Below are 15,434 nucleotides of genomic sequence, written 5' to 3'. Positions count from 1 at the left end.
CTCTCCGGAATCGACACGGTGAACAAGAATGGTGCGGTGCAGACCTTCACGACGCATCGTCTCGACCTGCGGGGGTGGCGCACGAGTGACGTCACGGCGCACTTCGACATCTACTCCCGGTGGGAGGTGGCCCAATTCCTGGGGGCCCGTCCGCGCGCCCTGGAGTCGCCCGACGAGTCACGAGGTGCCTTGGAGCGCCTGTCGTCGTTGAACCACCCGCTCTACGGCGTCTGGGCGATCGTCCCCCACGGCCTCGCCACCCCGGTCGGGTCGGTCCTGCTCAAGGAACTGCCCGCGTCGGGCCCGGAGCCGTTGCAGCCCTCCGGTGAGGTCGAGATCGGCTGGCACCTGCACCCCGACGCCCAGGGCCAGGGATACGCGACCGAGGCCGCGGCCCGGATCATGGAGCACGGCTGGGCCGGCGGGTTGGCGGAGATCCTGGCCGTCACCCACCTCGGGAACACGGCGTCACAGGCCGTATGCCGTCGGCTGGGGATGGAGCACCGCGGCGCCACGGGCCGGTACTACAACGTGGACTGCGAGCTGTACGGGATCACGAGGGAGCCACCACCATCGCGTCGATGAGTTCCCTCAGGTGCCCCCTCGCCTGTTCGACGGTGATGCCGCCTGGCCCGGGCGCGAGCAGGGCCAGGCAGAGCCCGTCCAGGTAGGTCATCAGCACGGTCGTGTGCCGGGACAGGTCCGCATGCCGCAGCAGGTCGTCGGCGTGCAGCACCTCGAGCCACCCGTGCACCCGCTGCCGGCCCAGGGCGGTCAGGCTGGTCAGCGCCCGGGTGCCCTGTTCCGTCCGCTCCGGCCCCAGTGCGGCGGTGTACATGGTGAGCCAGTTGAGCAGACCCGGGATGTCGTTCTCGCTCGGGGGCAGGAACTGCGCCATGCACTCCGTCAGCCGTTGGCCGGCCGGGACCCGGGTGTCCGCGATGCGCAGATCGTCCAGCTCGTCGTGGAAGGCGGCGCCCACCACCGCGTCGAACAGCGCCTGCTGGGTCGGGAAGTAGTGCCGGAGCGTGCTGGCCCCGATGCCCGCGCGGGCGGCGGTGCTGCGCACGCTCAGCGCGCCCACCCCGCGCTCGGCCACGATGGCCCGCGCGGCCTGCACGATCTGCGTCTGCCGGTCACTCACGCCCGCACCCTCCTCCTGGAAGCACGAAATCTAGCACGTCGCATAGCACGCTGTGCTAGTACACTGTGCTAACATCGATTCATGATCGAGGCACTCCAGGAATTCACCGCGTCGCTGCCGAGCTGGCTGCAGTGGCTGGGCGTCATCGCGGCCGGGGGGATCCCGTTCGTGGAGTCCTATCTCGGTGCGGTTGTCGGTGTGCTCGCCGGGCTCCCGCTGCCTGTCGCGGTCGGAGCGGCCGTGCTCGGCAATGTCGCCTCCATGCTGGTCGTCGTGCTCGGCGCCCATGCGGTGCGAGGGCGGGTTAAGGGGGAGCAGCCGGACCAGAGTTCCCCCAAGCGTCAGAAGCTGCGCCGCGCCTTCGACCGCTACGGCGTGGCGGGCGTGAGCCTGGTGGGGCAGACGATCCTGCCCAGCCAGATCACGTCCGGCGCCATGGTCTCCTTCGGCGCTTCCCGCAACGCGGTGATCGGTTGGCAGGTGGTCTCCATCATCCTGTGGGGCGTCGCCTTCGGGGTGCTGGCCACCTACGGAGTGGACCTGTTGGGCTGAGCACCAGACGCGGACGGCAGCCGGACCACCGCGACTTAGCCGAGTGCCGCCTCGATCACCCCGGTGTTCGCCTCCCGCAACGTTTCCGTCGAGAGTCGGAACAGTCCGTCGACGTGCAGATCCGTGCCACCGGTGTCGCCCAGCCGGATGACCTGTTGGCCCTGCTCGGCGCACAACCGGGCAAAGGCCTGCGCGTCCTCGCCGTCCACGGCCACCACGGCCCGTGCCGCGGACTCGCTGAAGAGTGCGGTGAAATCGTCCACGCCGTCCCGGTCCCGCAACTCCGCCAGGGACACGGTCGCCCCGACACCCTCGCGCAGGACGCCCTCGGCCAGGGTCACCGCGAGGCCGCCCTCGGAGAGGTCGTGTGCCGCCCGGACCAGGCCGGCGGCGGTGGCCGCGAGCACCGTGTCGGCCAGCAGCCTCTCCGCGGCCAGGTCGACCGTGGGCGGCAGGCCACCCAGGTGCCCGTGGGCGACCTCGGACCACACCGAACCGTCCAGTTCGTCGCGGGTGGTGCCGAGCAGGAACAACGCCTGCCGCTCGGCGTCCCAGCCGGAGCGGTTCCGGTCGGCCACGTCATCGAGCACGCCGAGGACCGACACGACGGGGGTCGGGTGGATCGCCACGTCCCCGGTCTGGTTGTAGAAGGACACGTTGCCGCCGGTCACCGGGATGCCGAGCTCGACGCACCCGTCGGCGAGGCCGGTGACCGCCTGACTGAACTGCCACATCACGCCCGGGTCCTCCGGGGACCCGAAGTTGAGACAGTCCGAGACCGCGAGCGGACGGGCGCCGGCGACGGCGACGTTGCGGTAGGCCTCGGCTAGGGCGAGCTGCGCCCCGGCATACGGGTCGAGTTTGGTGAATCGGCCGTTGCAGTCGGTGGACAGGGCGACGCCGCGGCCGGTCTCCTCGTCGACCCGCACCACACCGGCGTCGTCGGGCATTGCCTGGGCGGTGTTGCCGCGCACGTAGCGGTCGTACTGCCGGGTGATCCAGGAGGGATCGGCCATATTCGGATGGGCCAACACCGCCAGCAGGGCGTCCCGGATCCCGTCCCCGTCCACCGGACGCTCCAGGGACCCGGTGTCGTCGGCCTGCAAGTCGTCGAGGTACTCCGGCCGGGCCAACGGCCGCTCATACACCGGGCCATCGTGAGCCACCGAGCGCGGCGGAACGTCGACGATCAAGTCTTCGCCCCAGTAGACCTCCAGGTTCGTGCCGTCGGTGACCTCGCCGATCACCGTGGCCTCGACGTCCCACCGCGTGGCGATCGCCATGAACTCCTCGAGCCGGCCCGGCTCGACGACGGCCATCATCCGCTCCTGGGACTCCGACATCAGGATCTCCTCCGGGCGCAGCGAGGCGTCGCGTAGCGGCACCGTGTCCAGTTGCACCCGCATCCCCCCGTCGCCGTTGGAGGCCAGCTCGCTGGTGGCACAACTCAGCCCGGCCCCACCCAGGTCCTGGATCCCGTCCACCACGCCCGCGGCATACAGGTCCAGGCAGCACTCGATGAGCACCTTCTCGGCGAACGGGTCCCCGACCTGCACGGCCGGTCGCTTGCTGGGTCCCTCGTCGTCGAAGGTCTCCGAGGCCAGCACCGACACGCCGCCGATGCCGTCGCCGCCGGTCTTGGCACCGAACAGGATGACCAGGTTGCCTGCGCCGGAGGCCTTGGCAAGATGAATGTCCTCCACCCGCATCGAGCCCACGGACAAGGCGTTCACCAGCGGGTTGCCCTGGTAGCAGGCGTCGAAGACGACCTCGCCGCCGATGTTGGGCAGGCCCAGGCAGTTGCCGTATCCGCCGATCCCGGCCACGACGCCGGGCAGCACGCGGGCGGTGTCCGGGTGGTCCAATGCGCCGAACCGCAGCGGGTCCATCACGGCGATCGGGCGGGCGCCCATGCTCATGATGTCGCGCACGATCCCGCCCACGCCGGTCGCCGCCCCTTGGTAGGGCTCGACGTAGCTGGGGTGATTGTGGCTCTCGATCTTGAAGGTAACCGCCCAGCCGTCGCCGATGTCGACGACGCCCGCGTTCTCGCCGATGCCGACGAGCAGGTGCTCGCGCATCGCCTCGGTGGTCTTCTCGCCGAACTGGCGCAGGTGCACCTTGGAGGACTTGTAGGAGCAGTGCTCGGACCACATCACCGAGTACATGGCCAGCTCGGCGCTGGTGGGCCGGCGGTCCAGGATCTCCCGGATCCGGGCGTACTCGTCCTCCTTGAGCCCCAGGTCCGCCCAAGGCTGGACCACGTCCGGGCTCCCCTGGGCGTCGGTGACGGTGTCGGTGCGGTATGCCGTGGGCTGGGTGGTGCTCACGCGTTCACCACCTGGTGCAGGACGGAGGTGAAGAAGCCGAGCCCGTCGAGGGAGGGCCCGAAGCCGGGCTCGACCGCGTGCTCGGGGTGCGGCATCAGGCCGACCACGTTGCCGCGGGCGTTGCTCACCCCGGCGATGTCGCGGAACGAGCCGTTGGGGTTGACCTCCAGGTAGCGGGCGACCACCCGGCCCTCGCCCTCGAGCTCGTCCAGGGTCGCCTCGTCCGCGACGTAGCCGCCCTCGCCGTTCTTCAGGGCCACCACGATCTCCTGCCCCTGCCCGTAGTCACGGGTCCACGCGGTGTCCGCGCGCTCGATGCGCAACCGCTGGTCACGGCATACGAACTGCTGGTGGTCGTTGCGCACCAGGGCCCCCGGCAGCAGGTGGGACTCGCACAGCACCTGGAAGCCGTTGCAGATGCCCAGCACCGGCAACCCGCCCTCGGCGGCCGGCACGAGCAGGTCCATCACCGGGGCGAACCGGGCGATCGCCCCGCAGCGCAGGTAGTCGCCGTAGGAGAAGCCGCCCGGGAGCACGACGGCGTCCACCCCGTGCAGGTCGGCGTCCGCGTGCCAGAGCGCGACCGGCTCCCCGCCGGCCAGCCGGACTGCCCGCTGGGCGTCGTGGTCGTCCAGCGACCCGGGGAAGGTGACGACCCCGACCCTCACCGGGCGTCCTCCGCCGCCCGGACCGAGTCGACGTCCTGCTGCGCCCGGACCGACACCACGTCCTCGATCACCGGGTTGCTCAGCAACGTCTCGGCCGCCTCGCGGGCCGCGGCGAGCACCTCCTCGGTGACCTCCTCCTCCACGGTCAGGGTGAACCGCTTGCCCTGGCGCACGTCGGTGAACCGGCCGAGGCCGAGTCGGGCGAGGGCGCCGGCGACGGCCTGGCCCTGGGGGTCGAGGATCTCCTGCTTCGGCATGACGTCGACGATCACGGTGCCCACGGGGCGCTCCTGACGGGGGTGTTGGGTCGGTCAGTCGATTGTAGGCGGGGCGAACCGCTCACCGGTCAGCGCCTGGTAGGCCTCCACGTAGCGGTCCCGGGTGAGCGCCACGACCTCCTCGGGCAGCGGTGGCGGGGCCTGGCCCGAGGACCGGTCCCACCCGCTGGCCGCCGAGGTCAGCCAGTCCCGCAGGACCTGCTTGTCGTAGGAGGTCTGGGCCCGACCCGGCGCCCACTCGTCGGCCCGCCAGAAGCGGGAGGAGTCGGGGGTGAGGACCTCGTCGGCCAGCACGACCTGCAGGCTGTCGGGGTCGAGGGAGGTCCAGTCGACCTCGTCGTCCGGGCCCACCCCCACGGCGGCCGGATCGACCCCGAACTCCACCTTGGTGTCGGCGATCAGGATGCCGCGCTCGGCCGCGATCTCGTTGCCGCGGGACAGGATCTGCACGGTCAGTTCGCGCACCCGCTCGGCCAGCGCTGGCCCGAGCTGGGCCACGACCTCCTCGTAGGTCATCGGCAGGTCGTGCTCGCCGAGGGGCGCCTTCGTGGTCGGCGTGAACACCGGCTCCGGCAGCCGGGAGCCGTCCTCCAGGCCGGCGGGCAGCCGGACGCCGCTGACGGTGCCCCCGTCGCGGTACTCGGCCAGCCCGCCGCCGGTGAGGTAGGCGCGGGCGATGCACTCCACCGGCAGCATGCGCAACCGGCGCACATAGATCGCCCGGCCCGCGACGGCGTCCGGCACCGCGGTGGAGACCACGTGGTTGTCGACCAGGTCGGCGAGCTGCTCGAACCACCACAGGGACAGCTGGGTCAGCACCGCGCCCTTGTCCGGGATCGGGCTGTCGATCACGTAGTCGTAGGCGGAGATCCGGTCCGAGGCCACCAGCAGCAGCCGGCTCTCGTCGACCAAGCCGGTGTCCGGGTCGAGGGGCGCGTAGAGCTCGCGCACCTTGCCGGAGTAGATCGCCACGTGGCCCGGGAGGTCACCGGGCAGTCGGTCGGGGGTCGTCGTCACAGCCGGATCTCTCCTCGGATGGCGCGGTCGGCGATGTCGGTGCGGTGCTGGCCCCCGGCCAGACCGATGAGCTGCACCCCGGCATACGCGCGGTCCCTGGCCGCCGCCAGGTCGGGGCCGAGGCCGACCACGGACAGGACGCGCCCGCCCGAGGCGAGGACCCCCTCGGGGGCGGCCCGGGTGCCCGCGTGCAGCACGTGCACGTCCTCGAGCGCGGCCACGTCCTCCAGGCCGGTCACCGGCGACCCGGTCACCGGGGCCTGCGGGTAGCCGTCGGCGGCCACGACTACGGTGACCGCGGACCGGTCGTGCCACTGCAGGTCGGGGATCTCCTCGAGGTGCCCCTCCGCCGCGGCGCGGAGCAGTTGGCCCAGGGGGGTGCGCAACCGGGCGAGCACGACCTGGGTCTCGGGGTCGCCGAAGCGGGCATTGAACTCGACCACCCGCGGCCCGCGCGAGGTCAGGGCCAGCCCGACGTAGAGGATCCCCGCGAACGGGGTGCCGCGGCGTTGCATCTCGGCGACCGTCGGGCGGGCCACCCGTTCCAGGACGTCCTCGACGAGCCCGTCCGGGGCCCACGGCAACGGGCTGTAGGCGCCCATGCCGCCGGTGTTCGGGCCGGTGTCGCCATCGCCGATCCGCTTGAAGTCCTGCGCCGGCGCGAGCGGCAGGACGGTGCTGCCATCGGTGATGCAGAACAGGGAGACCTCGGGGCCGTCGAGGAACTCCTCGACGACGACGCGCCCTCCGGCCTTGGCCAGGCAGGTGCGGGCGTGGGCGGTGGCCTCGTCCATGTCGTCGGTGACGACCACACCCTTGCCCGCCGCGAGACCGTCCTCCTTGACGACGTAGGGGGCGCCGGTCGCCTCTAGGGCGCGGGCGACCTGATCGGCGTCGGAGCACACGTGCGCCATGGCGGTCGGCACTCCGGCCGCGGCCATGACGTCCTTGGCGAAGGCCTTGCTGCCCTCCAGCTCGGCCGCCGCGGCCGACGGCCCGAAGCACGGGATGCCGGCCGCGCGGATCGCGTCGGCGACCCCGGCCACCAGCGGCGCCTCGGGGCCGACCACCACCAGGTCGGCACCCACCTCGGTGGCCAGCTCCGCCATGGCGTCCGGGTCGGTGATCGGGCCGCAGTCGGGCAGGCACCGGGCGATGAGGTCGATCCCGGGGTTGCCCGGTGCGGCCAGCACGGCGTCCACGGCGTGGTCGGCTGCCAGGGCGCGGACGATGGCGTGCTCGCGGGCACCTGAGCCGATCACCAAGACCTTCACGGCGGCCACGATAGTGGGCGACTTTGCCCGGTCGTGCGTCCGGTGGCGGGCTGTGGCCGCCCGCTCGTGCGTCCGGTGGCGGGGTGGGACCGCCCGGTGACGCGTCCGGTCGTGGTGGGGGTGGGGGGCGGGGCGGGGTGAACGGGGCTGGAAATGGTTCGTGGCCCTCCTGGGAGGCAGGGGGGGTGTTCTCCCAGGAGGGCCACGATGCGCGGAGCAGGGTCAGTTGGTGGGGGGGATACCAACGACTCGCACGTCCCCGCGCCGGCCGAAGCCGTAGACACACCATGACACGACCTGACCGGACATGTCATCTTGAGCGCGTGGCGGCTTATAGTCATTGTCGTTAACCCGTCAGAGCGCCCGCCAGGGTGACGGGCGGGTTAACGGCCGGTGAACCCGGTCTGACCTGCAGGTATTACCGCTGGAGGGAGCGCGATGAGCAGGTTGGCAGAGCTGCACGGTCCGGAGTTCGAGGACTACCTCTCCCGGGTCTATATGACGATGATCCGGCTCGGGACGCCGACACAGGAAGGGCTCGAGCTGGAGGGATACCACCCCGACGACGTGCGGCGGGTGGGCAAGGAACTTGTCGGCCGCGGGCTGATCACCGAGGACGGTCCCGGCCGCTGGGAGATCCAACCTCCCGAGGAGAGCCTGCCCCGGCTCGCGGCCCTGTTGGAGGCCCGGGCCCGGTTCTCCCGGTCGTTCGCCTCCGAGCTCGGGGTGATCTGGCGGCAGAGCCGGGAGGGCGCCCCCGACGCCGAGGTGGGGATGGGCGGGATCGAGGGCCTGGGTATCCCGGACGATGCCGCGGCCGGCATGCGGTCGGTCGAGGGCATGGCGCACCGCGAGCTGCTGATGATGGTCGCCGACAGTCCGGCCGCCCGGGTCTGGCTGGACCGGGCCGACACCACGGAGCGCCTCGAGCGGCGCGCGGACACGGTCGCGATGGTGGTCGACCGGGCGCTGCTGGGCGAGCCGGGCGTCCTCGCCGAGCTGGAACGGCAGTCGGCGGCAGGGGCGTCCGTGAAAGTGATGGGGGCCGTGCCGTTCGGGGTGGTCATCGCCGACCACACCGCGGCGCTGGTCGACCTGAGCCAGCACGACGAGCAGGGTGGCGGGTCGTTCCTGATCCGCCGGGCTGCGGTCCTCGCCGGGTTGCGGGCCCTCGTCGAGGTAGGCAACACGCGCGGGGTCCCGCTCACCCCCCGGCCCGGGGAGAAGGGCGGACGCAAGGGCATGCCGCTGGATGACCGGGACGTGCGCATCCTGGGCCTGCTCGCGGCCGGTGCCACCGACCAGATGATCGCCCGCAGCATCGGGGTGTCCACCCGCACGGTGGAGCGGCGGATCCGGTTCCTGATGGAGCACCTGGGAGGCGGCACCCGCTTCCAGGCGGGCGTGCAGGCCGCCCGCCGCGGCTGGTTCTGAGGGGGCACGCCCGTCCCGGGTGACCGTGCCCGGCCGCCCGACCGGGTAAAGTCGTCTGACCCATTTGTGCCACACCCGTGACCGAGGCATGCAGGGCTGAAGGGAAGATGCTGGTGACCGCAGCAACCCACGACATCGTGGCTGCCGAGATCGCGCGTGAGCAGGACCATGTCGACCGGGTCTATGCCGAGCTCGCGAAGGCCGCTGCCCGGGTGGAACTCGTGCACGCCGAGGGGATGGCTCGGGGACAGACCGACCGCAAGGGCACCGGCGACCCGCGCGAGGAGGAGCTCGCCGGGTTGTTCGAGCGCGACGCCCTCGTCTACAACGCCTCCAAGCGACGGGCCTCCCTGGAGTACCAGCACGAGGGTCTCGTCTTCGGCCGCCTCGACCTCGACCACGGCTCCGGCGACGGGTCGGACGCCGCGGACCGGGAGGTCCGCTACGTCGGCCGGCTGGGCGTCCGGGACGACGAGTACGAACCGCTGGTGATCGACTGGCGGGCACCCGCCGCCGCGCCCTTCTACCGCGCCACACCGGCCGACCCGCAGGGCGTCATCCGGCGCCGGGTGCTGCGCTGCCGCGGCGAGGAGGTCATCGGCGTCGAGGACGACCTGATGGTGCCGGAGGCCCCCGAGGACATCGTCGTGGTCGGCGACGGGGCGCTGATGGCCGCGCTCACCCGCAGCCGCGGCGCGCGGATGCGTGACATCGTCGCCACCATCCAGCAGCACCAGGACGAGGCGATCCGCGCCAAGGCCGCGGGGGTCACCACGATCACCGGCGGGCCGGGCACCGGTAAGACCGTGGTCGCGCTGCACCGCGCCGCCTACCTGCTGTATGCCGACCGTCGCCGGTTCGAGTCCGGCGGGGTCCTCGTGGTGGGCCCCTCCGCCGCCTACACCGCCTACATCGAGCGGGTGCTGCCCAGCCTCGGCGAGGACACCGTCACGCTGCGCTCGCTGGGTGACGTGGTCGGGGGCGTCACGGCCACCCGGTTCGACTCCCAGGAGGCGGCGGCGCTGAAGGGCTCGCTGCGGATCCGCACCGTGCTGGGCCGGGCGGCCCGCGAGCCGATCCCGGGTGCGCCCGACACGCTGCGGGTGTTCGTCGCCGGGCACGCGGTGCGCCTCGACCCGCCGCAGCTCGCGTCGGTGCGCCGGCAGGTACTGCGCCACCACCACCGCAACAGCTCGTTCGAGGCCGCCCTGGTGGCCCTCGGTGAGGCGGCCTGGATACAGGTGCGGCAGGGCGAGCGCGAGGAGTTCCTGGACAAGTTCGGCGACTCCGGCGACGTCGAGGCGTTCGCCCGCGAGTGGTGGCGACCGGTCGACCCGCGTGAGGTGCTGCTCTGGCTGGCCGACCGGGACACCGCCCGCCGGCTCGGCAAGGGCGTGCTGTCCGAGGAGGAGGCCGACGCGCTGGCGGAGTCGCTGACCGTCGCGACCTCGACCGGGGAGTGGAGCGTGGCCGACGTCGCCCTCATCGACGACCTCGCCGCCCGCCTCGGACAGGTGGTGGACCTGCCCTCGGAGGAACGCGGCTTCTACGAGATCGACGAGCTGGACGACGTCTCCCAGTACGGGGTCTCGGCGATCAAGCTGGGCCGGGACACCGCGGACCTGGCGGTGACCCCCCAGGGCGAGCGGACGGCATACCAGCGCGTCGTCCAGGACCCGATGGAGCGGCTGCTGGCCGGCAGCATCACCGCCGGCGACGAGTACGCACACGTCCTCGTCGACGAGGCGCAGGACCTGTCGCCCATGCAGTGGCGGATGATCGGGCGGCGCGGCAACTGGGCGTCCTGGACGGTGGTCGGTGACGACGCGCAGAGCTCCTGGCCGGACCTCGAGGAGTCCGCCCGCGCACGGGAGGAGGCGTTCGGCCGGGCGCCCAGGCGCAGCTTCCACATGACCACCAACTACCGCAACGCCAAGGAGATCTTCGACTACGCGGCGCGGCTGATCCGGCAGTACGTGCCGGACGCGGACATCCCGGACGCGGTCCGCGACACCGGCGTCGACCCGGTCGAGCAGACGGTCGCCCAGGCCGACGTCGCAGCCGGGGTCACCGCCGCCGTGGCGGAGCTGGGGGCCCAGGTCGACGGGTCGATCGCGGTCATCACCCCGGAGAAGTGGCGGGATGCGCTCGCCGGGCTGGAGGGCGAGCACGACGGACGCGTCCTGGTCATCGACCCGTTGTCGACCAAGGGCTTGGAGTACGACGCGACCGTGGTGGTCGACCCGGAGGAGATCGTGCGCACCGCACCCGGCGGCGCCCGCATCCTGTATGTCGTGCTCACCAGGGCCGCGCACCGGATGCACGTCCTGCAGGTGCGCTGAGGGCGGCGACCGGTCCGGTGGACAGCCGGTGGGGGACGTCGGTCCCGGCCGTTAAGGTCATCGGGTGACCACAGCGCTCTACCGCCGCTACCGCCCGGAGACCTTCGCCGACGTGATCGGCCAGGAACACGTCACCGAGCCGCTGATGCAGGCCCTGCGGAGCGGTCGCGTGAACCACGCCTATCTGTTCAGCGGCCCCCGCGGCTGCGGCAAGACCACCAGCGCCCGGATCCTGGCGCGCTGCCTGAACTGCGAGCAGGGGCCGACCCCCGATCCGTGCGGCACGTGCGAGTCGTGCGTGTCGCTGGCCCGGGGTGGGCCTGGGTCGGTCGACGTCATCGAGATCGACGCGGCCAGCCACGGCGGCGTCGACGACGCCCGGGACCTGCGCGAACGGGCCGCCTTCGGACCGGCCCAGTCGCGCTACAAGGTCTACATCATCGACGAGGCGCACATGGTGACGCCCCACGGCTTCAACGCCCTGCTCAAGGTCGTCGAGGAGCCACCGGAGCACGTGAAGTTCATCTTCGCCACGACCGAGCCGGAGAAGGTCCTCTCCACGATCCGGTCCCGGACCCACCACTACCCGTTCCACCTCGTGCCGCCCCAGCGGCTGACCGCCTACCTGGAGGAGCTGTGCGAGGCGGAGGGCGTCGCCCTCGAGCAGGGCGTCCTGTCCTTCGTGACGCGCGCCGGGGGCGGCTCGGTCCGCGACTCGCTGTCGGTGCTGGACCAGCTGATGGCGGGGGCGGGTGACGAGGGGCTCACCTACGAGCGCACCGCCTCGCTGCTCGGTTTCACCGACGTCGAGCTGCTGGACGCCGTGGTCGACGCGGTCGCGGCCGCCGACGCCGCCAGCGTGTTCAGCCAGGTCAACAAGGTGATGGAGTCCGGGCACGACCCGCGGCGCTTCGTCGAGGACCTGCTGGAGCGGTACCGCGACCTGATCGTGGTCGCGGCCGTCGGCGACCGGACCGGGGGGTTGCTCCGCGGGCTCCCCGAGGACCAGGTGGCCAGGTTGCGCCAGCAGGCCGGCGCCTACGGCCCGTCGGCGCTGACCCGCAGCGCCGACGTGGTCAGCCGGGGCCTGTCGGAGATGACGGGGGCGGTGTCCTCCCGGATGCACCTGGAGCTGATCTGCGCCCGCCTGCTGCTGCCCGCTGCCGAGGGGGAGTCCGGCCACGCCGCACGGCTGGACCGCATCGAGCGGCGCCTCGCGGCCGGCTCCGGGGTGCCTGCCCCGGCGGGCCCTGCCAGCGCACCGGTTGCGGCCCCGTCCGGGCCACCGACCGGTCCCTCCGCGCCGCAGTCCCGACCGGAACCCTCGGACGCCCAGTCGCCAGCCGAGCCCGACGGAACCGCAGGATCCCGGGAGCAGCGCGGGTCGCGGCCGCCGGCCGCCGAGGAACAACCGCCGCAGCAGCAACGGGCACAAGAACAACCAGTTCAGGAGCCACCCGCCCAGGCCTCCGCCGGTCGCGCCCCGGGGTCGCTCGACACTGATGCAGTGCGGCGGGCGTGGCCGGAGGTGCTGGACCGGATCAAGGACATCCGCAAGGTCACCTGGACCTTCGTGTCGGTGAACAGCCGCGTGCTCGACTTCGACGGCCAGCGGTTGCTGCTCGGGATCGGGACCGCCGGACTGGCCAACACCTTCAGCCAGGGGCACCACGCCGAGGTGGTCCGGCAGGCCCTGATCGAGGCGATCGGCCTGGACACCAGGGTCGAGGGAGTCCCCATGGACAACTGTGGCGGCCCCGGCACTGGGCCCGGTAGCTCCGGCCCCGGCGGACCGTCCGGCGGCCCACCCGCGCCCGCAGGGCAGGGAGAGCCGGAAGGGCAAGGTCGTGGGGCCGATCCGAGCATGGCCGAGCAGTTGGGCGCCCCCGGCGGCCACGCCTCCCGGGGCCGCCCGACCGCGGGCGAGCCAGCGCCACCGGACTGGTCGGCCCGCTCGGGTGCCGAGGGGGCCCCGGCATGGGCGACCCAGGGCCCCGGTGGGCCGCAGCCCCCCGGTCCGGCGACGGACGTGGAGGCGGATCCGCGCGGCTCCGGGGACCAGCGCGCCGACGACCAGCGATCTATCGACCGGACCCCCCGGGACAGGAACTCCGGGGGCGAGACGGCCGCCGCGGATCCGGGCGCACCGGCCGCCGGGGGTCCGGCCGCACCGGCCGCCGGAGTCACCGCGGCACCCGCCGCACCGGTCCCGGTGCCGGGCGGTGATGTGCCCGACGACGACGACGAGGACCTGGAGACCTCCGGAGCGGTCGGACAACCGGTCGTGGAATCCGTGCTCGGCGGCACCGTGATCGCGATCGACGAGGAATACTCTCGCTAGAGGCGAGGATCCGCGAGGAGGACTGATGCTGTATCGGCTGCTGCACGTGGTCGCCCGACCGACCGGGCTCGCGCTCTGGCGCCCCGACGTCGTCGGGGCCGAGCGGGTGCCCCTGGACGGTCCGGTCATCCTGGCCAGCAACCACCTGTCCTTCGCCGACAGCGTGGTCATCCCGCTGACCGCGCCCCGGCAGGTCTCCTTCCTGGCCAAGGCCGACTACTTCACCGGGAGCGGCCCCAAGGGGTGGCTCAGCCGGACCTGGTTCACCGCGATCGGCAGCATCCCCGTGGACCGGGACAACACCCGGGCCGCCCAGGAGTCCCTCGACCTGGCCCTGGAGCACCTGCGCGGCGGCGGGGCGTTCGGGATCTACCCCGAGGGCACCCGCTCCCGGGACGGCCGGCTCTACAAGGGCCGCACCGGGGTGGCGTGGCTGGCGCTGACCGCCGGCTGCCCGGTGGTCCCGGTCGCCCTGTCCGGCACCGACAAGATCCAGCCGGTGGGGGCGAAGTTCCCGCGGATCACCAAGTTCCGGGTGGAGTTCGGCACGCCGATCGACTTCACCGGGCGGTTCGACGGCGTCCCGGCCGGTCGGGCCCGGCGCGAGGCGACCGACGAGATCATGGCGGCGATCCACGCCATGTCCGGCCAGGAACTCGCCGGGGAGTACAACCAGCGCCGGCCCGACCACCCGTCCGTGTGACCCTGGTGGCCGTGACCCCCGCACCCCGCTGGCCGGTCGTGCTGTTCGACTTCGACGGCACCCTCGGCGATACCATCCCGCTGATCATCAACTCCTTCCACCACACGCTGCACGAGGTGCTGGGCATCTCGTCGCCCGAGGCGGAGATCCGGTCCTGGATCGGCCGGTCGTTGCGCGCCGTCTTCGCCGAGAGGTACCCCGAACGGGCCGACGAGCTGATCACCACCTACCGGCACTGGAACCTGGCCAACCACGACGACCAGATCCGCCAGGTCGACGGCATGGCGGACCTGCTGACCGACCTCGACGCAGCCGGGGTGAGGGCGGGCGTGGTCTCCTCCAAGGGCGAGGACACGGTCCACCTCGGGCTGCGGGCGCTGGGGCTGGAGGGCGCGCTGCCGGTGCTGGCCGCGCTGGAGCACACCGCCAGGCACAAGCCGGACCCCGCCCCGCTGGCGTATGCCGTGGACCGGCTCGGCGTGGACCCGGCGGACTGCGTCTACGTGGGGGATGCCGTCGTGGACCTGCAGGCGGCGGCCGCGGCGGGGATGGACGGGATCGGGGTCACCTGGGGCGCCGGCGAATCGGCCGCACTGCGGGCCGAGCCGCACGTCGAGGTGGTCGCGGACACCCGCGCACTGCGCGCGGTGCTCCTCCCGGGCCGAGCGGACCGGGTCGACCCACCCAAGACCCCTCCCGGGTGAGTCCTGTCGTCCGAACGGCACCTCACGGCATACAGTCGGAGCATTGTGTATGAAGGTGTGGTCCAGGACCTGATCGATGAGCTCGGCCGGTTGCCCGGCATCGGGCCGAAGAGTGCGCAGCGCATCGCGTTCCACCTGTTGAGCGCGGACCCCGATGACGTCGACCGCCTGGCGCGGGCGCTGTCGGAGGTCAAGGACAAGGTGCGCTTCTGCACGGTGTGCGGCAACGTCGCGGAGGCCGAGCAGTGCCGGATCTGCCTGGACCCCCGCCGCGACCCCGCCCTGCTCTGCGTGGTCGAGGAGGCCAAGGACGTGGTGGCGATCGAACGGACCCGCGAGTTCCGCGGCCGTTACCACGTGCTGGGTGGGTCGATCAGCCCGATCGAGGGGATCGGACCCGACGACCTGCGGGTCAAGGAGCTGATGACCCGGCTGTCCGACGGCGCGATCACCGAGATCATCATCGCGACCGACCCGAACCTCGAGGGGGAGGCGACGGCCACCTACCTGGCGCGGCTGCTCAAACCGATGGGGCTGCAGCTCAGTCGGCTAGCCAGCGGACTGCCGGTGGGTGGAGACTTGGAGTATGCCGACGAGGTCACCCTCGGCAGGGCGTTCGAGGGTCGACGGCTGATCGAGGCCTGAGG

At 72.3% G+C, this 15,434-nt stretch carries 14 protein-coding genes; 8 read left to right on the top strand and 6 right to left on the bottom strand.

Annotated features, from left to right (window positions below):
* The first annotated feature begins 36 nt into the window (after positions 1-36).
* On the top strand, positions 37-585 hold the full coding sequence (locus FB467_RS17340) for a GNAT family N-acetyltransferase (RefSeq protein ID WP_141786206.1): 549 nt from the start codon (positions 37-39) through the stop codon (positions 583-585).
* Here FB467_RS17340 and FB467_RS17335 read toward each other — a convergent pair.
* Positions 554-1,144 (bottom strand): TetR/AcrR family transcriptional regulator, encoded by a 591-nt coding sequence (locus tag FB467_RS17335; protein ID WP_170230815.1) that lies wholly within the window; start codon positions 1,142-1,144, stop codon positions 554-556. The genes FB467_RS17340 and FB467_RS17335 overlap by 32 nt on opposite strands.
* 81 nt (positions 1,145-1,225) lie before the next feature.
* On the opposite strand from FB467_RS17335, the gene FB467_RS17330 reads away from it, so the two are divergent.
* Positions 1,226-1,696 carry a hypothetical protein gene (locus FB467_RS17330; protein WP_141786204.1) on the top strand — a complete coding sequence of 157 codons (471 nt, stop codon included), beginning with the start codon at positions 1,226-1,228 and terminating at the stop codon, positions 1,694-1,696.
* A 35-nt stretch (positions 1,697-1,731) separates the two neighbouring features.
* Here FB467_RS17330 and purL read toward each other — a convergent pair whose 3' ends face one another.
* The 5 genes from purL to purD are packed head-to-tail and all read right to left on the bottom strand — an operon-like array spanning position 1,732 to position 7,263.
* Positions 1,732-4,026, bottom strand: a complete 2,295-nt coding sequence (purL, locus tag FB467_RS17325) for a phosphoribosylformylglycinamidine synthase subunit PurL (protein ID WP_141786203.1) — start codon at positions 4,024-4,026, stop codon at positions 1,732-1,734.
* Positions 4,023-4,694 (bottom strand): phosphoribosylformylglycinamidine synthase subunit PurQ, encoded by a 672-nt coding sequence (gene purQ, locus FB467_RS17320; RefSeq protein ID WP_141786202.1) that lies wholly within the window; start codon positions 4,692-4,694, stop codon positions 4,023-4,025. The genes purL and purQ overlap by 4 nt, the downstream gene beginning before the upstream one ends.
* Complete coding sequence (gene purS, locus FB467_RS17315) at positions 4,691-4,951, bottom strand: phosphoribosylformylglycinamidine synthase subunit PurS (RefSeq protein ID WP_425325852.1); 261 nt, start codon at positions 4,949-4,951, stop codon at positions 4,691-4,693. The genes purQ and purS overlap by 4 nt, the downstream gene beginning before the upstream one ends.
* Positions 4,952-5,005: 54 nt before the next feature.
* Positions 5,006-5,989 (bottom strand): phosphoribosylaminoimidazolesuccinocarboxamide synthase, encoded by a 984-nt coding sequence (locus tag FB467_RS18835; RefSeq protein ID WP_228393331.1) that lies wholly within the window; start codon positions 5,987-5,989, stop codon positions 5,006-5,008.
* A complete protein-coding gene (gene purD, locus FB467_RS18830) occupies positions 5,986-7,263 on the bottom strand; it encodes a phosphoribosylamine--glycine ligase (protein ID WP_141786200.1) in 1,278 nt (425 codons plus the stop codon). Before purD ends, FB467_RS18835 begins: the two co-directional genes overlap by 4 nt.
* Positions 7,264-7,701: 438 nt before the next feature.
* Here purD and FB467_RS17300 point away from each other — a divergent pair, with 438 nt between their 5' ends.
* From FB467_RS17300 to recR, 6 genes are all read left to right on the top strand, one after another.
* Positions 7,702-8,697 carry a helix-turn-helix transcriptional regulator gene (locus tag FB467_RS17300; RefSeq protein WP_141786199.1) on the top strand — a complete coding sequence of 332 codons (996 nt, stop codon included), beginning with the start codon at positions 7,702-7,704 and terminating at the stop codon, positions 8,695-8,697.
* Between the two features lie 107 nt (positions 8,698-8,804).
* A complete protein-coding gene (locus FB467_RS17295) occupies positions 8,805-11,039 on the top strand; it encodes a HelD family protein (protein ID WP_141786198.1) in 2,235 nt (744 codons plus the stop codon).
* A gap of 64 nt (positions 11,040-11,103) precedes the next feature.
* Positions 11,104-13,380 (top strand): DNA polymerase III subunit gamma and tau, encoded by a 2,277-nt coding sequence (locus FB467_RS17290; RefSeq protein ID WP_141786197.1) that lies wholly within the window; start codon positions 11,104-11,106, stop codon positions 13,378-13,380.
* A gap of 25 nt (positions 13,381-13,405) precedes the next feature.
* On the top strand, positions 13,406-14,083 hold the full coding sequence (locus FB467_RS17285; protein WP_141786196.1) for a lysophospholipid acyltransferase family protein: 678 nt from the start codon (positions 13,406-13,408) through the stop codon (positions 14,081-14,083).
* An 11-nt stretch (positions 14,084-14,094) separates the two neighbouring features.
* The gene (locus FB467_RS17280; RefSeq protein WP_141786195.1) at positions 14,095-14,787 is read left to right on the top strand and encodes an HAD family hydrolase; all 693 of its coding nucleotides are present in this window, start codon (positions 14,095-14,097) and stop codon (positions 14,785-14,787) included.
* Positions 14,788-14,832: 45 nt separating this feature from the next.
* Complete coding sequence (recR, locus tag FB467_RS17275; protein ID WP_141786194.1) at positions 14,833-15,432, top strand: recombination mediator RecR; 600 nt, start codon at positions 14,833-14,835, stop codon at positions 15,430-15,432.
* Positions 15,433-15,434 lie beyond the last annotated feature (2 nt).

Source organism: Ornithinicoccus hortensis (genome assembly GCF_006716185.1).
Lineage (GTDB): Bacteria > Actinomycetota > Actinomycetes > Actinomycetales > Dermatophilaceae > Ornithinicoccus > Ornithinicoccus hortensis.
This window is presented reverse-complemented; position numbering and strand designations above follow the sequence as displayed.